Annotated in this window: 15 protein-coding genes and 1 pseudogene; 10 read left to right on the forward strand and 6 right to left on the reverse strand. The window is 71.9% G+C overall.

The genetic code is table 11. The features are described from left to right. The first annotated feature begins 54 nt into the window (after window positions 1–54). The 8 genes from ettA to ACGFI1_RS28625 all read left to right on the forward strand — a co-directional run bounded on the left by ettA (window position 55) and on the right by ACGFI1_RS28625 (window position 9,503). Entirely contained in the window at window positions 55–1,719 is a 1,665-nt protein-coding gene (gene ettA / locus ACGFI1_RS28590) for an energy-dependent translational throttle protein EttA (RefSeq protein ID WP_138642192.1), read from the forward strand. 1,088 nt (window positions 1,720–2,807) lie between these two features. After that, entirely contained in the window at window positions 2,808–3,284 is a 477-nt protein-coding gene (locus ACGFI1_RS28595; RefSeq protein ID WP_392789597.1) for an RNA polymerase sigma factor, read from the forward strand. Next, complete coding sequence (locus ACGFI1_RS28600; protein WP_392789599.1) at window positions 3,281–3,922, forward strand: hypothetical protein; 642 nt, start codon at window positions 3,281–3,283, stop codon at window positions 3,920–3,922. The genes ACGFI1_RS28595 and ACGFI1_RS28600 overlap by 4 nt, the downstream gene beginning before the upstream one ends. Window positions 3,923–4,023: 101 nt before the next feature. Beyond that, complete coding sequence (locus tag ACGFI1_RS28605) at window positions 4,024–5,496, forward strand: aldehyde dehydrogenase (NADP(+)) (protein ID WP_392789601.1); 1,473 nt, start codon at window positions 4,024–4,026, stop codon at window positions 5,494–5,496. Further along, on the forward strand, window positions 5,493–6,821 hold the full coding sequence (locus tag ACGFI1_RS28610) for an enolase C-terminal domain-like protein (RefSeq protein ID WP_392789603.1): 1,329 nt from the start codon (window positions 5,493–5,495) through the stop codon (window positions 6,819–6,821). Before ACGFI1_RS28605 ends, ACGFI1_RS28610 begins: the two co-directional genes overlap by 4 nt. A gap of 55 nt (window positions 6,822–6,876) precedes the next feature. After that, the gene (locus ACGFI1_RS28615; RefSeq protein WP_392789607.1) at window positions 6,877–7,308 is read left to right on the forward strand and encodes an acyl-CoA thioesterase; all 432 of its coding nucleotides are present in this window, start codon (window positions 6,877–6,879) and stop codon (window positions 7,306–7,308) included. Further along, window positions 7,305–7,898, forward strand: a complete 594-nt coding sequence (locus ACGFI1_RS28620) for a GNAT family N-acetyltransferase (protein ID WP_138635574.1) — start codon at window positions 7,305–7,307, stop codon at window positions 7,896–7,898. Before ACGFI1_RS28615 ends, ACGFI1_RS28620 begins: the two co-directional genes overlap by 4 nt. A gap of 195 nt (window positions 7,899–8,093) precedes the next feature. Next, the gene (locus ACGFI1_RS28625; protein WP_392789610.1) at window positions 8,094–9,503 is read left to right on the forward strand and encodes a S28 family serine protease; all 1,410 of its coding nucleotides are present in this window, start codon (window positions 8,094–8,096) and stop codon (window positions 9,501–9,503) included. A gap of 96 nt (window positions 9,504–9,599) precedes the next feature. Here ACGFI1_RS28625 and ACGFI1_RS28630 read toward each other — a convergent pair whose 3' ends face one another. The 4 genes and pseudogenes from ACGFI1_RS28630 to ACGFI1_RS28645 all read right to left on the reverse strand — a co-directional run bounded on the left by ACGFI1_RS28630 (window position 9,600) and on the right by ACGFI1_RS28645 (window position 13,300). Beyond that, on the reverse strand, window positions 9,600–11,183 hold the full coding sequence (locus ACGFI1_RS28630) for a glycoside hydrolase family 13 protein (RefSeq protein WP_392789613.1): 1,584 nt from the start codon (window positions 11,181–11,183) through the stop codon (window positions 9,600–9,602). 73 nt (window positions 11,184–11,256) lie between these two features. Further along, window positions 11,257–11,622, reverse strand: a pseudogene (locus tag ACGFI1_RS28635) (globin); the annotation flags it as partial. Between the two features lie 61 nt (window positions 11,623–11,683). Further along, a complete protein-coding gene (locus ACGFI1_RS28640) occupies window positions 11,684–12,763 on the reverse strand; it encodes a mechanosensitive ion channel family protein (protein WP_301174666.1) in 1,080 nt (359 codons plus the stop codon). A gap of 231 nt (window positions 12,764–12,994) precedes the next feature. Next, window positions 12,995–13,300, reverse strand: coding sequence for a hypothetical protein (locus ACGFI1_RS28645; RefSeq protein ID WP_254715494.1), 306 nt, complete (start codon window positions 13,298–13,300; stop codon window positions 12,995–12,997). Window positions 13,301–13,684: 384 nt separating this feature from the next. On the opposite strand from ACGFI1_RS28645, the gene ACGFI1_RS28650 reads away from it, so the two are divergent. After that, the gene (locus tag ACGFI1_RS28650) at window positions 13,685–15,319 is read left to right on the forward strand and encodes an XRE family transcriptional regulator (protein WP_387072853.1); all 1,635 of its coding nucleotides are present in this window, start codon (window positions 13,685–13,687) and stop codon (window positions 15,317–15,319) included. Window positions 15,320–15,325: 6 nt separating this feature from the next. Beyond that, window positions 15,326–15,916, forward strand: a complete 591-nt coding sequence (locus ACGFI1_RS28655; RefSeq protein ID WP_138635570.1) for a GNAT family N-acetyltransferase — start codon at window positions 15,326–15,328, stop codon at window positions 15,914–15,916. A gap of 108 nt (window positions 15,917–16,024) precedes the next feature. Here ACGFI1_RS28655 and ACGFI1_RS28660 read toward each other — a convergent pair whose 3' ends face one another. Continuing rightward, complete coding sequence (locus tag ACGFI1_RS28660) at window positions 16,025–16,795, reverse strand: class I SAM-dependent methyltransferase (protein ID WP_392789615.1); 771 nt, start codon at window positions 16,793–16,795, stop codon at window positions 16,025–16,027. Beyond that, window positions 16,792–18,891, reverse strand: a complete 2,100-nt coding sequence (locus tag ACGFI1_RS28665) for a prolyl oligopeptidase family serine peptidase (protein WP_386873884.1) — start codon at window positions 18,889–18,891, stop codon at window positions 16,792–16,794. The genes ACGFI1_RS28660 and ACGFI1_RS28665 overlap by 4 nt, the downstream gene beginning before the upstream one ends. Window positions 18,892–18,906: the final 15 nt, after the last annotated feature.

Raw genomic sequence — 18,906 nt, forward strand, 5'->3', positions numbered from 1 at the left:
CGGGCCGCGCCGGGGAGCGCCGAAGCGGTCCCAGGACCCTCTAGGCTTGAGGATATGGCCGAGTACATCTACACGATGCAGCGTGTGCGCAAGGCACATGGCGACAAGGTCGTCCTCGACGACGTCACCCTGCATTTCCTCCCGGGCGCGAAGATCGGCGTCCTGGGGCCGAACGGCACCGGTAAGTCGACGCTGCTGCGGATGATGGCCGGTCTGGAACAGCCCTCCAACGGCGACGCGCGCCTGATGCCGGGGTTCACCGTCGGCATGCTCCAGCAGGAGCCGCCGCTGAACGAGGAGAAGGACGTCCTCGGGAACGTGCAGGAGGGCGTCGCCGAGACCAAGGCGATGGTCGACCGGTTCAACGAGATCGCCGAGAAGATGGCGACGGACTACTCCGACGAGCTGATGGAGGAGATGGGCAAGCTCCAGGAGCAGCTCGACCACCGCAACGCGTGGGACCTCGACAGCCAGCTCGAGCAGGCGATGGACGCGCTGCGCTGCCCGCCCGGCGACGCCGAGGTCTCGAAGCTGTCGGGTGGTGAGCGCCGGCGCGTCGCGCTGTGCAAGCTCCTGCTCGAAGCGCCCGACCTGCTGCTGCTGGACGAGCCCACCAACCACCTGGACGCCGAGAGCGTGCAGTGGCTGGAGCAGTTCCTCGCCAAGTACGAGGGCACCGTCCTGGCCGTCACGCACGACCGGTACTTCCTCGACAACGTCGCCACCTGGATCCTCGAACTGGACCGGGGCCGCTGCTACCCCTACGAGGGCAACTACTCCACGTACCTGGAGAAGAAGGCCGACCGGCTGAAGGTCGAGGGCAACAAGGACGCCAAGCGCAAGAAGCGCCTCCAGGACGAGCTGGAGTGGGTCCGCTCCAACCCGAAGGCGCGGCAGACCAAGAGCAAGGCCCGCCTGGAGCGCTACGAGGAGATGGCGGCGGAGGCCGCCAAGACCCGCAAGCTGGACTTCGAGGAGATCCAGATCCCGCCGGGCCCGCGCCTCGGCAACACGGTCATCGTCGCCGACAAGCTCACCAAGGGCTTCGAGGACCGGCTGCTGATGGACGACCTCTCGTTCAACCTGCCGCCGAACGGCATCGTCGGCGTCATCGGCCCGAACGGCGTCGGCAAGACCACGCTCTTCCGCATGATCGTCGGCGAGGAGCAGCCGGACGCCGGCGTGCTGCGCCTCGGTGAGACCGTCAAGGTCTCCTACGTCGACCAGGGCCGCGGCGGCATCGACGCCAAGAAGACGGTGTGGGAGGTCGTCTCGGACGGTCTCGACCACATCAACGTCGGCCAGGTCGAGATGCCGTCCCGCGCCTATGTCGCGGCGTTCGGGTTCAAGGGCCCCGACCAGCAGAAGCCGGCGGGCGTCCTGTCCGGCGGCGAGCGCAACCGCCTCAACCTGGCGCTGACGCTGAAGATGGGCGGCAACGTCCTCCTGCTGGACGAGCCCACCAACGACCTGGACACCGAGACCCTGTCCAGCCTGGAGAACGCGCTCCTCGAATTCCCCGGCTGCGCCGTGATCACCTCGCACGACCGGTGGTTCCTGGACCGCATCGCCACCCACATCCTCGCGTGGGAAGAGGGCTCGAACTGGTTCTGGTTCGAGGGCAACTTCGCCGACTACGAGAAGAACAAGATCGAGCGCCTGGGCGCGGACGCCGCCCGCCCCCACCGGGTGACGCACCGCAAGCTCACCCGCGACTGACCGCCCGCACCGCATCGCCCGACGGCCCCGTGAAGCACCCCTTCACGGGGCCGCCGCGTCCCACCCGACCAGCCCCAGACCCTCGGCCCACACCCCAGGCCCGCCCCCACACTCTGGCCCCCTGCGTCCTCGCACGTGCCTGCCTGAGCGGCCCACCCGCCTTTCGCGCGCGGGTTCCACACTCATGCTCAGAGCTCTGCGCCCCGGTCGCCGAGCCCGAGAGGCTCGCGCCCTTCCGTGCGTGAGTTCCGCACTCATGCTCCGGAGCTCTGCGCCCGGTCGTGCGAGCCCGAGAGGCCCGCGCCCTTCCGTGCGTGAGTTCTGCTCTCATGCTCAGGAGTCCTGCGCCCCGCTCGTGGGGGCCGAGCGGCCCGCGCCTCCGGCGTGTGGGTTCTGCGCTCATGATCCGGGGCCAAACTCATGCTTGCCCGAGCGTCTCACTCCCTCCGCGCGCGCCCTAGCCCCGCACTCACACTGTGGAAACCCGCGCACGTGGTGCTCGCTGTCCTGTGCTCTCGCCTGCGAATGTGCCCTGCGTAGCCCGTCGGCTGTGCTTGGGCGCCTGTGAGGTCTGGCTCTCGGGTCAGCGAGGAGCGCCTACGGAGAGACCGCCCGACCACGGAGTGGCCGATGGCGAGGCGTGCTAGGGGCAATGCGTGGGTGTGAGATCGCGCAGGGGCGAGGGGGCCTTGCTCGGGGTGCGGTTGTTGGGTGGCGCGTTCTGCGGGTGTGTCTTTGTCTGTGGTTGTCGGGTGTTCGGGTGGGTTTTGGTCGTGATTGCGGGGTGTTTCGTGATGGGGGAGGGGAAGTCGAATTTGGTTCGTGGTGGTGTTGGGTGAATGTCGGGTTCGGAGGTGGTGGACCATTCTTGGTGATCTTTCTCGGGGGTGTCGGTGCAGGTGGGGGGAGGGGTGTAGTGACCTAGTGGTCATTGGTGTTTTTGATCACTGGGGCGGGATCTCGGCGGGTGATGTTGGGGATTGTGAGCCACGGTGGCGCTTTTATGCGTAAGACTGGGGTGAAAGCAGTTCCTGTGTGCCGCAAAGGAGATTCGTGGACGGGTCAACGATGACGGGGCGGGCGGCGCGATGAACATGGAGCGGGAGTCGCTGACGTCGTTCCCCGCCTTCCACCGGCACTGGGCGCCGCTGCTCACCGGGTACCTGCGGGCGCAGACGGCGGACGGGCGCTGGGTCGAGGACGTCGCGCGGGAGAGCATGCTCGCCGCGCGGTGCGGGTGGGGCGAGCTGGTCACCTGCGAGAAGCCGGGCGTGTGGCTGTTCCGGATCGCGACGACCCTGCTGCGCCGCTGGCAGGCGAAGGCGCGCGAGCAGTGCACCTCGCTGGACGAGATGGCCTGCGCCGGGCCGGACGGCCTGATCGCGGCGGTGCGGAGCCTGCCGCGCCGGCAGCGGGAGGCCGTCGCGCTGCGCTGCCTGCTGGAGTTCCCGATGCCGGACGTCGCGGAGATCCTGGACGAGAGCGAGGCCGCCGCCGCGGTGCACGTGGAGCGGGCGCGGCGGCGGCTGGCGGGGATGGTGCGGCCGGCGGAGGTCGACGCGTGACCCTGGACGGTGCCCTCGCCGCCGCGGCGTCCGCGATCGCGGGCATGCCCGAGGCCGAGTTCGCCGTCGGGCTCGCGGAGGTGGAGGAGGAGTACCGGCGGCGCGACGACATCGCGCGGGCGCGGCACGCGGCGTTCGTCGCGTCGCTGCAGCTCGACCGGGCCGCGTACGAGCTGGGGTGCCGCCACGAGGCGGACGGGAACCTGGTGGAGGCCGCCCGCTGGTTTCGGGTCGCGGCGGGCGGCGACCACGCCGACGCCGCGCTGCGGCTCGGCCGCACGCTCGACCGGCTCGCCGGGGCCTGCGGGCGCGCGGAGCTGCATCTGGTGACCGAGGCGGCGCAGGCGTACGCGGAGGCGTACGCCGCGGGCTATCCCGAGGCCGCCGACCGGATCGACGAGCTGCTGGCCGGGTTCGCGGGCCGCCGGGAGGAGCTGCCGTGCGAACCCCCGGCGCGCTGTACCCATGTCCGGGAGCTGGCCTCGGCGAACGAGGTGCTCAGCGACGAGCGGATCCGGGAGCTGAGCCACCATGCCGCGCGGTGCATCACCTGCCTGGCGGACTTCGTCGCGTTGCTGAAGAGCGCCTCGGCCGCGCTCCCGTCCGGCACGGTGACCGATCCGTTCGCCCAGGATTGATGCTTCGGGTGCATCGAACAATGCGTTTTTCGTGTTGGACAGGTATCGTTCCCGTCTCCTAGGGTCCGTTTTGACGTGACCTGACGGAGGAGGACGGACCCTTGGCGCAGCTCACCGGACGCATGGTGATCGGCTTCGACCGCGTCGCCGGCACGGGGCGGGCGATCACCGCCGTCGATCCCCGCACCGGTGAGAACCTCGATCCCGGGTACCGCTACGGCGACCAGGGCGATGTGGAGCGCGCCTGCGCCCTGGCGGAGGAGGCTTTCGACGCCTACCGCGCGACGACGGCCGAGCAGCGCGCCGCCTTCCTGGAGTCGATCGCGGCCAAGCTCGACGCGCTGCGCGACGTCCTGGTCGAGCGCGCGGCGGCGGAGACCGGGCTTCCGGTGGCGCGGCTCACCGGTGAGGTCGGCCGGACGACGGGGCAGCTCCGGCTGTTCGCGGGAGACCTTCGCGGCGGCGAGCCGATCACGAGCGTCGACCCGGCGGGCGAGGGCGGGCCCGAGATCCGGCAGGGCAGGGTGCCGCTGGGACCGGTCGTCGTGTTCGGCGCCAGCAACTTCCCGTTCGCGTTCTCCGTGGCCGGCGGCGACACCGCGTCCGCGCTGGCGGCGGGCTGCCCGGTCGTCGTGAAGGCGCACGACGCGCACCCGGGGACGTGCGAGCTGGTCGGGGCGGCGGTGTCGGAGGCCGTCCGGGAGGCGGGCCTGCCCGAGGGCGTGTTCTCCATGCTCTACGGCGACGGGCCCATGCTCGGCATCGCGCTCGTCACCGACCCGCGCGTCCGGGCGGTCGGGTTCACCGGGTCGCGGAAGGCGGGCCTGGCGATCGCGCGGGCGGCGGCGGGCCGGCCCGTTCCAATCCCGGTCTACGCGGAGATGAGCAGCGTCAACCCGGTGTTCCTGCTGCCGGACGCCCTGGCCGCGCGCGCCGGTGAGCTGGCCGAGGGGTTCGCCGGGTCGGTGACGCTCGGCGCCGGGCAGTTCTGCACCAACCCCGGGCTCGTCTTCGCGGTGAAGGGCGCGGATCTCGACGCGTTCCTCGACGCGGCGGCCAAGGCGATCGAGGCCGACCCGGGGGCGCCGATGCTCACCCCGGGCATCGCCCGCGCCTACGCCGACGGCGTCGCGCGGCTCGACCGGCATCCGGACGTGGAGATCATCGCCCGCGGCCGGGAGCCCGACGCGGCGGCCGGCTGCCGGGCCGCGCTCGCCGCCGTGGACGCCGCCCACTTCGGCCCCGACCTCCAGGAGGAGATTTTCGGCGCCTGCTCGCTGGTGGTCCGCTGCGACGACCTCGACCAGGTCATCGCCGTGGCGCGGGGCCTGGAGGGCCAGCTGACCGCGACGATCCACGGCTCCGGGGACGACGCGTCGCGGCTGCTGCCGGTGGTGGAGCGGCTGGCCGGCCGGATCGTGTGGGACGGCTGGCCGACCGGGGTCAGGGTCGGGCACGCGATGGTCCACGGCGGCCCGTACCCGGCGACGTCCGACGCGCGCACGACGTCGGTGGGCAGCCTCGCCATCGAGCGGTTCCAGCGGCCGATCGCCTACCAGGGGACGCCCCGATGAGCACGCCCGCCGTCACCGGCATGCGGGTCGTGCCCGTCGCGGGCCACGACAGCATGCTGCTCAACCTGGGCGGGGCGCACGGCCCGTTCTTCACCCGGAACGTGCTGCTGCTGACCGACTCGTCCGGCAGCACGGGGGTCGGGGAGGTGCCGGGCGGCGAGGGCATCCGCAGGACGCTGGAGGACGCCCGCGAGCTGATCGTCGGCAGGCCCCTCGGCCGGTCGGACGAGATCCTGAACTCCGTCCGGGCCGCGTTCGGGCACCTGGACGCGGGCGGGCGCGGTCCGCTGACGCACGACACCCGGATCACCGTCCACGCGCTGGCCGCGATCGAGTCGGCGCTGCTGGACCTGATGGGGCGGTTCCTCGGCGTGCCGGTGGCGGCGCTGCTCGGCGACGGCGTCCAGCGCAGCTCGATCCCGATGCTGGGCTACCTGTTCTACATCGGCGACCGGAACAAGACGGACCTTCCCTACCGGGAGCCCCCGAAGGGCGCGGACGGCTGGCTCCGGGTGCGGCACGAGGAGGCGCTGACGCCGGACGCGATCGTCCGGCAGGCGGAGGCCGCGCGGGAGCGGTACGGGTTCGCCGACTTCAAGCTCAAGGGCGGCGTGCTGCGGCCCGACGAGGAGGCGGCGGCGGTGCGGGCGCTCGCCGAGCGGTTCCCGGACGCCCGCATCAACCTCGACCCGAACGGCGCGTGGTCGCTCGCCGAGGCCGTCCGGGTCGGCAACGATCTCAAGGACGTCCTCGCCTACGCCGAGGACCCGTGCGGCGCCGAACTGGGCTATTCCGGACGCGAGACGATGGCGGAGTTCCGCCGCGCGACCGGCCTGCGCACCGCCACCAACATGATCGCGACCGACTGGCGCGAGCTGGGCCACGCGATCCGGCTGGACGCGGTGGACATCCCGCTCGCCGACCCGCACTTCTGGACGATGCGCGGCTCGGTGCGGGTGGCGCAGCTCTGCGAGGCGTGGGGCCTGACCTGGGGCTCGCACTCCAACAACCACTTCGACGTGTCGCTGGCGATGTTCACCCACGTCGCCGCCGCCGCGCCCGGCGAGATCACCGCGATCGACACGCACTGGATCTGGCAGGACGGCCAGCGCCTCACCACGGACCCGCTCCGCATCGTGGACGGCCGCGTCGGCCTGCCCGACGCGCCGGGCCTCGGCGTCGAGATCGACGAGGAGCGGCTGGAGGAGGCGCACCGGCGCTATGTCCGCCACGGGCTCGGCGACCGGGACGACGAGGCGGCGATGCGGTACCTGATCCCGGGCTGGACGTTCGACCGCAAGCGACCCTGCCTCGTCAGGGACTGAATCGGCTGCGGGTAACATCGGGCCGACCCCGGTTCCCCGATCCCCAGGCGAGGACATGCAGCGGACGCCTACGGCCGAGTACCGGCACGTCTACGAGTTCAACATCCGGTTCGGCGACATCGACTCCCAGGGCCATGTGAACAACGTCAAGTTCCTCGGCTACCTGGAGGACGCCCGGCTGGAGATGTTCCACGGCGACCCGGTGCGCAAGGGCGAGCAGCCGGTCCGCGGGATGGTGATCTCGCGGCACGAGATCGACTACCGCCTGCCGCTGCTGCCGACCGTCTACCCGATCCGGGTGGAGACCTGGGTGACCGAGGCCCGCGCCGCCTCGTTCAAGCTCGCCTACGAGGTGCGCGACGACGAGAACGTGTACGCGGAGGCGACCTCGACGCTCGTCGCGTTCGACGTGGAGGCGAACCGGCTGCGCCGCTTCACGCCGGAGGAGCGCGAGTTCATCGGGCGCTACGTGGTGCCGAGAGCATGACCGCGCTGGCCGGGCCGCAGCCCGCCCTGGATCGCCGCCAGCCGGGTGTGCGGCTCCGCGTCGTCCAGATGGCGGACGCGGAGGCGCTCGCCGCGCTGTACCGGGAGAACCGCGAGTACCTGCGCCCGTGGGAGCCGGAGCGCGACGACGCGTACTTCACGGTCGACGCCCAGCGCGACAACCTGCACGACCTTATCGAGGCGTACGCGCTGGGGGAGATGTGGCCCGGCCTGATCCTGGTCGACGGTGAGATCGCCGGACGGATCACGCTCAACAACATCCTGCGCGGCCCACTCCAGTGCTGCTTCGTCGGCTACTGGGTGGCGCGCGCGCACGCCGGCCATGGTGTCGCCACAGAGGCGCTGAGGCAGGCCCTGGACGTGGCGTTCGGCGCCCTGCGCCTGCACCGCGTCGAAGCCTTCACGAGGGTCGACAACCACGCGTCCCAGCGCGTCCTGCGCAACAACGGCTTCACGCCCGTCGGGACGGCCCGCCGCCACATCCACCTGGACGGGCGCTGGCACGACGAGCACCTCTTCGAGTGCCTGGCCCCGTGGGACGACGGGGTGTCCCTGACCCCGCCCGCGTGACCCTCTGCGGTCCCTTCGCGTGGCCCGCCCGCAGGGTGATCTGTCCTGGCGCGCCCGGTGACAACCGAGCCGTCACGGATAGGTAACAAGCACCACAGCAATCCGTTTTAGGGCCTCTTCTCCCTCTAGTGTCGCGACGCGAATGTGGAGAACCCACGTGAAAGGGGCACAATGCGGCGCGTCTCACGAGGAGCGATGGCACTGCTGCTCGCCGCCGGAATGACCGGCGCGGGAGCCACGGCGGCGCAGGCGGCGATCACCGCGCAGGCCGGTACCACGCGGGCGGGTGCGGCCCAGGCCGGCGACATTCTGGCCCAGCTCAAGGCCATTCACGGAATGCGGGTGACGGAGAAGGACTCGACGATTCCCGGGGTCCGCTGGTTCTGGCTCGAATACCGCCAGCCCGTCGACCACCGCAAGCCCTGGGGGCAGTGGTTCGAGCAGCGCATCATGCTGCAGCACAAGTCGGCGGACAAGCCCATGGTGCTCTACACCAGCGGCTACAACACCCCCGAAGTGATGTTCACGTCCGAGCCCACGGCCCTGGTGGACGGCAACCAGATCTCGGTCGAGTACCGCTACTTCACCCCGTCCCGTCCCGAGCCGACCGACTGGTCCAAGGACAACATCTGGCAGGCCGCCACCGACGAGCACCGGCTCATCAAGGCCCTCAAGACCATCTACAAGGGCAAGTGGATCTCGACCGGCGCCAGCAAGGGCGGCATGACGGCCGTCTACCACAAGCGCTTCTACCCGGGTGACGTCGACGGCAGCGTCGTCTACGTGGCGCCCAACGACGTCAACAACAACGACGACCGCGCCTACGACGAGTTCTTCCGGACCGTCGGGGACGACCCCCAGTGCCGCGCCCACGTCAAGGCGCTCGCGCGCGAGTTCCTCAAGCGCCGCCCCGCCATGCTCCAGCGCTTCAAGGCCGCCGCCGACGAGCAGGGCCTGACCTTCACCATCCTGCGCTCGATGGACCGCGCCTTCGAGAACTCGGTCATGGACTACGAGTGGGCGTTCTACCAGTACAGCCTGCTGTCCGACTGCCCGTCGCTGCCGCCGGTGGACGCCCCCGACGACGAGATCTACAAGACGCTCGACACCATCTCCGGGCTGTCGTTCTACAGCGACCAGGGGCTCGCCCCGTACATCCCGTACTACTACCAGGCGGGCACCCAACTCGGCTGGCCGTCGCCCAAGTTCAAGCACCTGCGGCCGCTGCTGCGCTACGAGGACAGCTACCAGCCGCGCACCTACGTCCCGCGTGACATCCCGATGCGGTTCGACCGGGGCAGCGCGATGCGCGACATCGACCGCTGGGTGCGGAACAACTCCAACCACATGCTGTTCCTGTACGGCGCCAACGACCCGTGGGGCGCCGAGCCGTTCACCCTCGGACGGGGCAGCCGCGACTCGGCCGTCTACGTCGCGCCCGGCATGAACCACAGCGCCCGCCTCATCGCCAAGCTGCCCGCCGACGAGCAGGCCGCGGCGGTCGCGGACGTCAAGCGCTGGGCCGGCGTCGAGTCGCAGGCCCGGACCTTCCAGGCGGTGCCGCCCGCCGACGACCCGCTCCAGATCCAGCGTCCGCCCATGTAACCGGCCCTTCCCGCCGGTGAAGGCCCGCGGTGCGCCGGTCCGTGCTCTGATCCCTGGCACGGCCCGGCGCACCGCGTTCTTCGTCCTGGCGGCTTCTCAGGGCGTCCGGAGCCAGGCGGCGGTGTTGCCGGGGAGCAGGTCGCCGTAGAGCGGGGTGCTCGTCAGGAGCGGGGTGCCCGGCGGGAGGCGCACCGGATTCTCGCCGCAGTTGAGCGCGCACGTCAGCGGGCCGCGCCGGAAGTAGAGCGCGCCGCCGGGGGAGTCGAGCCACTCCAGGTCCTCGGGCAGGTCGTTCGCCAGGCGGCGCCGCAGCGCCAGCGCCTCCCGGTACCACCGCAGCATGGAGGACGGGTCCGAAACCTGCGCCTCCACCGTCATCGACGCCCACTCCGGCGGCATCGGCAGCCACGGCCGGACGCCGGCGGGGGAGAACCCGAACGGCTCGGCCCGGCCCGACCAGGGCAGCGGGACCCGGCAGCCGTCCCGCCCGGCGAGTTCCCCGCCCGTCCGCTCGAAGATCGGGTCCTGCCGGGCCTCGTCGGGGAGGTCCGTCACCTCGGGCAGCCCCAGTTCCTCCCCTTGGTACAGGTAGGCCGATCCCGGGAGCGACAAGAGCAGCAGTAGCGCAGCCTTGGCTCGCGCACGCTCGATGCCGGGGATGCCCCCCGGCCGCTCATACCGCGTCAAATGGCGGATCGAGTCGTGACTGGACAGCACCCACGTGGGAGCGGCCCCGGTAGGCGCGACGGCCTTCAACGCGGCGTCGATCACGTCACGGAAGGCCGTCGCCGACCACGAAGCCAGCTGCAGGTCGAACTGGAACACCTGGTGCAGTTCGTCCGGACGCAGATAGAGCGCGAGGTCTTCGGGGCCGTCCGTCCACACCTCGCCTATGGCCATGCGGTCGCCGCCGTACTCGTCCAGGATCCGCCGCCACTTGCGGTACACCTCGTGCACCTCGGGACGGCTGTAGATCGGGCCGTTCGCGACGCGGCGGTCCCGGCCGGCGAGGTCGCCGAAGGACTCGTCCTTGAACAGGCCGGCGGCGACGTCGATGCGGAAGCCGTCCACGCCCCGGTCGAGCCAGAAGCGCAGGACGTCCTCGAACTCGTGCCGGACCTCCGGGTTGCGCCAGTTGAAGTCCGGCTGCTCGCGCGCGTACAGGTGCAGGTACCACTCGCCGCCGCCGGCTCCGTCGTCCACCCGCGTCCAGGCCGGGCCGCCGAACGCGGACGGCCAGTCGTTGGGCGGCTGCTCCTCGCCGGGGCGCTCCCCCGGCCGCCCGGGACGGAAGATGTAGCGCGCGCGCTCGGGCGATCCCGGCGGCGCCGCGAGCGCCTCCTGGAACCAGGGGTGCCGGTCGGACGAGTGGTTCGGGACGATGTCGACGATCAGCCGCAGCCCGTGCGTGTGCACGTCCGCGACCAGCGCGTCGAAGTCGTCCAGCGTGCCGAACCGGGGGTCCACGTCGCGGTAGTCGGCCACGTCGTAGCCGCCGTCGGCCAGCGGCGAGCGGTAGAAGGGGGTGAGCCACAGGGCGTCCACGCCGAGGTCGCGCAGATGGCCGAGCCGGGACCGGATCCCCTGGAGGTCGCCTTCACCGTTCCCGTCGGCGTCGGCGAAGCTGCGGACGTAGATCTCGTACACGACGGCGTCGCGCCACCACGGGATTCGCGTCATACACCGCGATCTACCCGATTACCCCGCAGCGGTCACGCGCGGCCGCCGCACGGCCGCGCCCGGCCGGTCACGTGGGCGTGTTCACCAGGCTCCGCGCCGCCATCGTGAAGTAGTCCCAGAGCTGCTTCTCCAGCGGCTCGGGCAGCTCCAGCTCCTCCACCGCGTCCCGCATGTGCTTCAGCCACCGGTCGCGCTGGGCCTCGTCGATGACGAACGGTACGTGCCGCATCCGCAGCCGCGGATGCCCGCGCCGCTGGCTGTAGGTGTTCGGACCGCCCCAATACTGGATCAGGAACAGCCGCAGCCGCTCCTCGGCGGGGCCGAGATCCTCCTCCGGGTACATGGGCCGGAGTTCGGGGTCCTCGGCGACGCCCTGGTAGAAGCGGTGCACCAGCCGATGGAAGGTCGCCTCACCGCCGACCGCCTCGTAGAAAGTCACCTGTTCAGCCATAGCGCTCCCCACCATATGTGAGATGCGTCCCGATCCTCACCTTGATCGCCTACGGCGCCGGCGTGGCCACCGTGACGCCCGCCTCATCGAACGAGCGCTTGACGCGTTCGCGCAGCTCGCGGGCGATGTCGCCCTGCTTGCCCGGCGCGGTCTTCAGCACCACGCGGATCACGATCGCGTCGCCCGCGAGGGCTTGCACGCCCCACACCGACGGCTGCTCCAGGACGAGGTCCTTCCAGGCGGTGTCGGCGGCCATCTCGTCGGCGGTGGCCTGCAGGATCTCCTTGACCTTCTCGGTGTCCTCGTGGATGTCGACCGGGATGTCGAGGACGGCCCGCCCCCAGTTCTGCGACTCGTTCCCGACCTTCTTGATCTCGCCGTTCGGGACGTACCAGACGACGCCGTTGACGTCCCGCATCCGGGTGACCCGCAGCGTGACGGCCTCGACCGTCCCCTTTGCGCTGCCCACGTCGATGAAGTCGCCGACGCCGTACTGGTCCTCCAGCAGCATGAACAATCCGGCGAGCAGATCCTTGACGATGTTCTGCGCGCCGAAGCCGACCGCGACGCCGATGACGCTGGCGCTGGCCAGGATGGGCGCCAGGTTGAGGCCGAGCGAGCCGAGGATGCTGAACAGCGCCGTCCCCATGATCAGGACGGACGCGATCGAGCGCAGCACCGAGCCGAGCGTCTGCGCGCGCTGGGCGCGCCGCTTGTTCAGCAGGGCGGGGCTGCCCTCGAAGACCGTCCGGGCCCGTTCGCGGGCCCGCTCCGACATCGTCCCCTCGGCCATCCGCAGCGTCACCTTGGTGATCATGCGGTGCGCGATGTTCTTCACGATCAGCGCGACCACGAAGGTGATGATGATCAGCAGCAGCGTGGTGAGCGGCTTGTCCAGCCATGTCGCGAAGAACTTGGTGAAGTCGGTGTTGTGCGAGATGTTCCAGACGAGCCGGCACGCCGTCGTCGGGTCCGGGTCGCCGCAGGCCGTCTCCGGGGACCCCTTGTCGGCCCAGGGGAGCAGCGGCTCGCCGCCGGGCGCCGCGGTGGGCGCGGCCGGCACCCCGAGCGCTCCGGCGAGCGGCCCGGCGAGCGGCGAGGCGGCAAGAGACGACGCGGCGAATGACATGGTGCAGACCCTCCCCGGCCAATTGTGGTGCCTCGGCACCTCGCTGTGGACCCGCGGCGGGCACGAGCCGATCGTAGGGGACGTTTCCGACCGGTTCGTACGCCGCCGGACGAGGCGCCGCCCGGACGGAGCCCGGGAGGCGCGGCCGGGGAGGGGCTGTTAGGGCGAACGTGTCCCGCGGCCGGCGGCTGCCGCGCCGTTCCGGCCGCGGACCGCGGGACACGCCCGGTCTCAGGGGCGGGAGCCGACCTCCCGGGAGAGCGGCTGCAGGACGTGCGCCAGCTTCATCGCGGCGCCGCCGACGTCGTCCACCCGGTGCATGCGCTCGCCCCACGACCACCAGAAGTAGTGGTCCTTGGTCTCGGGGGCCGGTGCGCAGGTCACGTCCTCGGCGAGGCTCGCGGCCTCGGGGTTCACCACCCGCAGGAAGGCCGGCCCCGAGCGGGTGCGGACGACGCGGGCGACCAGGCCCTGCGTGTCGAGTTCGTGCTCCAGCTCCTCGAGGTAGCCGACGCGTCTGTCGCTGACCACCTTCACACCCCCTCCATGGCGAGCACCGGACGTCGACCGGACCGGGGCGGATGATCGACTCTCTGGATCCGTCCGGTCACTCGCGGCGAGAATTGCAACTCTCACACTGGCGGGTCAAGGGGGCGGTCGTCCGGCGAAGTACCGGATTACCCCACCTCAGAGGAAGGGGCCCCTCCTCCGGAGGAAGAATCTCTACCCGCAGGGGGTGAGGCGTCCTCCGGCCGGTGCTTCTTCTGCGAAACCGCTTGGCGGCCAATGTGACGAGGGTTACGCTGCGTGCGCGAAAGGTTATCTGTCGTGGCCATCTAGTGACCGGTCGCCGTGGCAGGGACGACCGCCCTCCCCCCGGGGGAACGGCGTCCCGGCCCGACGGTGAGGAGGCCGGAGTCGATGTCGGATCCCCCCCGGAAAGAGACGGAAGTCGCCCGCCGGATCCGCGCGCACGCCCTGGCCCGCGGCCAGGGCCCGGTCCAGATCGCGCAGGACATCCACGAGCAGTGCGGGCCGCTGTTCGGCACCAGCCGGATCAAGGCGCACCGCCTTGCCCACGGTGTCGCGCTGTCCGACATCGTGGCGCAGGTCAGGGCGCTGTACGAGGTCGACGGCAAACCGCCTCCCCGGCTCGGGGAGACGCTGCTGTCGGCCTACGAGAGCGGGTACAAGCGGCCCGGTCCCGAATACCTGCACTACCTGTGCGCCGTCTACCGGGTGGAGCCCGACGCGCTCGACTACCAGAGCCCCTGCATCTGCGGCCGCGGCCACGCGGCCCGCACGGGGGTTCCGAGCGTCCCCCCGCCGCGCGCCCCGGAGCGGCGCCCGGCGGCCGACCCCGACGCGCTCGTCGGGGCGATCGTTCCCAGGGGCGACGAGCGCCCCTGGATCACCGTCAACGACGTACGGGGCCCCGACCGCGCCGAAGGCCCCCTGACCATTGATGTGGGAGAGGAGGACATCGTGCTTCGTAGGACCCTTCTGCAGCTGCTGGCCGGAGCGGGCGTGGCGCTCGACGGTCAGTTCCTTGGGGCCGTCGACAACCTGCGCCGCAAGATGGACGACACCCTCGTCGGCGCGACCGTCTCGCCGACCATGCTCGACCAGTGGGAGGAGACGACCTACGGCTACGGCCGGCAGTACCAGGCGACTCCCTCGCTGCGGATGCTCTGCGACGTCCTGCTGGACTTCAGCGAGGTGCGGCGCATGTGCGACAAGCGGCAGCCGGTGGAACTGCAGGAGCGGCTGTGCCGGATCGCGGCGCAGCTGTCCGGGCTGTCCGGGCTGATCATGATCAACCTGGGCGACCACCGGCTGGCCCGCTCCTTCTTCCGGACCGCGCGCACCGCCGCCGACGAGACCGGCGACCGGCAGCTGCGCGCCTGGGTGACCGTCCGCGAGTCCCTCGTGCCGATGTACTACGGCGACCCGCGCGAGGCGCTGCACCTGGCCCGCAAGGCCCAGGACCTCGCCGGCCGGACGCCCGGCGTCGCCGCCGCGATGGCCCCCGCCGTGGAGGCCCGCGCGCTCGGCATGCTCGCGCTGCGCGGCCGCGGCGACGCCGCCCCGAGCGCCCGCCGCGCCCTCGTCCGGGGGCGCTCGGTGTTCGACCAGTTGTCCAAGACCGACACCGGCGACCTGGTGTTCGGGTTCACCGACCGGCAGATGGCCTTCTACGAGGGCGACACGTTCACCAACCTCGGCGACCACAAGCACGGCGACGAGGTGCTGAGCCACGCCCTCACCCTCTACTCGCCCACCGACCGCGTCGACCTGACCCTGGTGCGCCTCGACCGCGCGATGTGCAAGCTCCACGCCGGCCATCCCGACGCCGCGCTCGTGGCCGGCCGGGAGGCCATCCTCGACCTGCCCGCCGACCACCGCAGCGACATCCTCGTGCACCGCGCCCGCCAGATCGGCGCGGCCGTCTCGGCCAAGCACGGCGAGATACCGGCGCTCAAGGACTTCTACGAGGCGCTCTCCGGCCCCTCGATCAAGAGTCCCGTCACCGCGCCGCCGGCCGAGCAGGTCTGACCGGGCATGGGCAGCACCTTCTCGCAGGGCCACCTCGTCCGGCTGGAGGACGAGCCGCCCGTCTGGCGGTTCGGCGACCTGCGCATCCGCCGCTACCACGCGGCCGACCACGGCACCGTCCTGGCCCTGCACCGCGAGGGCCTCGCCCAGGTCGGCCTGCGGCCCGGCGACGGCGTCTACTACGACCACGACTTCTTCCGGATGGAGGACATCTACCTCCGCAACGACGGCGAGTTCCTCGTCGGCGAGCTCGGCGCCCGGATCGTCGCGATGGGCGGCCTGCGCCGCGCCGACCTCATCCCCGGCGGGCACGCCCGCGCGTTCGGCGGCTACGCCCCCGGCGCCCGCGAGCTGAACGCCGTCGAGATGGTGCGCCTGCGCGTCCTGCCGGCCGTCCAGCGCCGCGGCTACGGCGCCGCGCTCGTCCGGGCCCTGGAGGAGCGCGCCGCCGAGTACGGCTACCGCGTCCTGCGCGCCGACACCACCGAGCTCCAGGCCCCCGCGCTGGCCCTCTACCGCAAGTTCGGCTGGCGCGAGACCCGCCGCGAGACCATCGGCGGCATCGTCAACATCTACATCGAGAAGCCCCTCCGCTGACCCCCGTGGCTGTGCCGACCTCGCGCCTCCGCTGACCCCGTGGCTCCGCTGACGCGGTGGCTCCGCCGACCTGGCGCCGCCGCTGACCCGCGCCGTACCTCGCGCGGGTCAGGGGCGCCGGGCGGCGAGCATCTGCATCAGCGGGTAGCGGTGCTGGCGCACGTCCGTGAAGCCGCGGGCGGTGAGCGCGCGGGTCACCTCGCGGTCGCCGAAGACCGTGAAGCCCGTGGTCCGGCGGATCAGCGCGCCCGCGATGCGGGCGCTGGGGAGCGGGACGGGGCGGCGCGAGGTGAGGATGACCAGCCGGCCGCCGGGCCGCAGGACGCGGGCCATGCCGTCCAGCGCCCGCCACGGGTCGTCGAACAGGTAGAGCGCGCCGAAGCAGCAGACGGCGTCGAACACGCCGTCGCGGAACGGGAGGTCGACGGCGTCGCCGCGCACGTAGTCGATGCGGGCGTCGTCGAGGTGGGGTTCGGGGGTGTCGCGGACGGCCTGCGCCAGCATGGTCTCGGACGCGTCCAGGCCGACGACCAGGCCGTCCGGGCCGACCCCCTCGGCGAGGGCCCGGGTCACGTTGCCGGGGCCGCACGCCACGTCCAGCACCGTCGCCGGCGGGCGATCGGTGAGGCCCAGCCACTCGCGGGCCATCGCGTGCTCGGCGGCGGTGTCGGGGCCGAGCGGCCAGCCCTTGGCGAGGTTGAAGCCGATCGGCCGCCACACCTTCTCGTAGATCCGCGGCAGGAACGTCGACTCCATCGCCGACTGGGCCAGCGACGGCTTCGCCGGCGGGCCGAGCAGGTCGAGGTAGCCGGCCGACGTGTCGGGCTCCCCGGGCGGCTCGCGCAGGAGGTCGAGGACCGTGGTGGTCTGCACCGTCATCCCGCTATTAGACCATGAGTCAATTCGTCGAAGGACAGCCCGGTCTGCGCGGCCAGGAACGTGAGCGTGTCGGTCATCAGGTCGGCCGAGCGGCTCACCGAGCGGGCCGCGTGCCCCACCTCGGCCTCGTCGCGCAGCAGGACCGGCGCGTCCGACGCGGTGGCGTACTGCAGCGCCGCGCACAGCTTGCGGGCGTGCAGCGGGTCCACGCGCGTGTCGCTGCCGAACGTCGTGAACAGCACGGCCGGGTACGCGGTGCCCGGGTGGACGTGGTGGTACGGGGAGTAGCCGATGAGCCAGCCGAACTCCTCGGGGTCGTCCGCCGTCCCGTACTCGTCGTTCCAGGTCTGGCCGAGGCCGAACCGCTCGTAGCGCACCATGTCGAGCAGCGGCGCCGAGCAGACCACCGCCCGGTACAGGTCGGGGCGCTGGGTGAGGGCCGCGCCGACGAGCAGGCCGCCGTTGGAGCCGCCCGAGATCGCGAGTTGGGCGGGCGTGGTCAGCCCGTCCGCGATCAGCTTCTCGGCGGCGGCGTGGAAGTCGTCGAACACGTTCTGCTTGCGCTCCCGCATGCCCGCGCGGTGCCACTCCTCGCCCTCCTCGGACCCGCCGCGCAGGTTGGCGACCGCGTAGACGCCGCCCGCCTCCACCCAGGCCAGGATGCTCGCCGAGTAGGACGGGGTGAGGGAGATGTTGAAGCCGCCGTACCCGTAGAGGATCGCCGGGCGCGGGCCGGACAGCCCGGGGCGGGACGCGACCAGCATCCGCACCTCGGTGCCGTCGCGGGAGGTGTAGACGACCTGGCGCGTCTCGATCTCCGGGACCTCGACCGCGCCCGGCGCCGACGCCCACGGCGTGGTCTCGCCGGTGCGGGCGTCGTAGCGCAGGACCGAGGACGGGGTGGTGTTGTCGGTGTAGCCGAACCACGCCTCGTGCCCGCCCTCGGGCCGCTCGACGATGCCGCCGATCGAGCCGAGGCCCGGCGTCGGGACGGTGCCGATCCGCTCCCCGGTCGCCAGGTCGTGGACGGTGATCTCGCTGATCGCGTGCCGCGTCCACCCGGCCAGCAGGACGGGCCGGTCCAGGCCGTCGAGGATCGCGAAGTCGGTGAGGACGGCCTCCGGGTCCTCCGGGACGAGGTCCCGCCAGTGCTCGTAGGACGGGTCGGCCGGGTCGGCGACGCAGAGCCGGGAGCGGGGCGCGTCCCGGTCGGTGAAGATGTAGGCGCGGCCGTCGCGCCCGACGTGCAGGCCGGTGCCGGCGTCCACGCCCTCCTGGACGGGGCGCAGCTCCGGGGCCTCCGGCGGCGACGCGGACAGGTCCGCGATCCACAGGTCGTTGCGCGGCGCCGTGCCCTGCGACGACGAGACCGTCAGCCAGCGCCCGTCCCGGCTGACGCCGGCCCCGTAGTAGTTGGTCTTGTCCCGGCCCGCGCCGAAGATCAGCACGTCGTCGGCGTCGGGGTCGGTGCCGACCCGGTGGAAGTAGAGGCGCCGGTGGTACTGCTCCTCGCCGTCCGGGACCTCGTGCGCGGGCAGCCGGCGCGAGTAGTAGTACGCCTCGCCGCCCGGCAGCCACGCGACGGCGGAGTACCGGGCCCGCTCGATCGGCCCCTCGACCCGCTCGCCGGTCGCGACGTCGATGACGTACAGCAGGGACTCCTCGTCCCCGCCGGTGGAGACCTTGTAGGCGAGGCGGCGGCCCTCCTTGTCGGGCTGCCAGCCGTCGAGCGTCGTAGTGCCGTCCGGGTCGAGCGCCATCGGGTCCACGAGGACGCGCTCGGTGCCGTCCGGGTCCGCCGTGTAGAGGACGGGGTGCTCCTGCCCGGCGTCCCGGCGGGTGAAGAACCGCCGCTCGCCCCGCCACACGGGGGAGCCGACGCTGCCGGCGCCGAGCAGTTCGCCGAGGCGGGCCCGCAGCGCGTCGCGGCCGGGCAGCGCGTCCACGACCTTGTGGAAGAGCCGGTCCTGCGCGGCGAGCCACTCCGCGGTCTCGGGGCTGTCGGCGTCCTCCAGCCACCGGTACGGGTCGGCGACCCGGTGGCCGTGGATGTCCTCGACGATGTCCTGGCGCTGCGCGGGCGGATACGGCGTCATGAATGCACTGTATTG

This window comes from Actinomadura geliboluensis, assembly GCF_043197915.1.
In the GTDB taxonomy this organism is placed as follows: domain Bacteria; phylum Actinomycetota; class Actinomycetes; order Streptosporangiales; family Streptosporangiaceae; genus Spirillospora; species Spirillospora geliboluensis.

What these genes read in the sequence shown, in the direction of transcription:
- ettA (WP_138642192.1), top strand. Translation starts at nt 55, where the DNA reads ATGGCCGAGTACATCTACACGATGCAGCGTGTGCGCAAGGCACATGGC.
- ACGFI1_RS28595 (WP_392789597.1), top strand. Translation starts at nt 2,808, where the DNA reads ATGAACATGGAGCGGGAGTCGCTGACGTCGTTCCCCGCCTTCCACCGG.
- ACGFI1_RS28610 (WP_392789603.1), top strand. Translation starts at nt 5,493, where the DNA reads ATGAGCACGCCCGCCGTCACCGGCATGCGGGTCGTGCCCGTCGCGGGC.
- ACGFI1_RS28615 (WP_392789607.1), top strand. Translation starts at nt 6,877, where the DNA reads ATGCAGCGGACGCCTACGGCCGAGTACCGGCACGTCTACGAGTTCAAC.
- ACGFI1_RS28620 (WP_138635574.1), top strand. Translation starts at nt 7,305, where the DNA reads ATGACCGCGCTGGCCGGGCCGCAGCCCGCCCTGGATCGCCGCCAGCCG.
- ACGFI1_RS28625 (WP_392789610.1), top strand. Translation starts at nt 8,094, where the DNA reads ATGGCACTGCTGCTCGCCGCCGGAATGACCGGCGCGGGAGCCACGGCG.
- ACGFI1_RS28630 (WP_392789613.1), bottom strand. Translation starts at nt 11,183, where the DNA reads ATGACGCGAATCCCGTGGTGGCGCGACGCCGTCGTGTACGAGATCTAC.
- ACGFI1_RS28640 (WP_301174666.1), bottom strand. Translation starts at nt 12,763, where the DNA reads ATGTCATTCGCCGCGTCGTCTCTTGCCGCCTCGCCGCTCGCCGGGCCG.
- ACGFI1_RS28650 (WP_387072853.1), top strand. Translation starts at nt 13,685, where the DNA reads ATGTCGGATCCCCCCCGGAAAGAGACGGAAGTCGCCCGCCGGATCCGC.
- ACGFI1_RS28655 (WP_138635570.1), top strand. Translation starts at nt 15,326, where the DNA reads ATGGGCAGCACCTTCTCGCAGGGCCACCTCGTCCGGCTGGAGGACGAG.
- ACGFI1_RS28660 (WP_392789615.1), bottom strand. Translation starts at nt 16,795, where the DNA reads ATGACGGTGCAGACCACCACGGTCCTCGACCTCCTGCGCGAGCCGCCC.
- ACGFI1_RS28665 (WP_386873884.1), bottom strand. Translation starts at nt 18,891, where the DNA reads ATGACGCCGTATCCGCCCGCGCAGCGCCAGGACATCGTCGAGGACATC.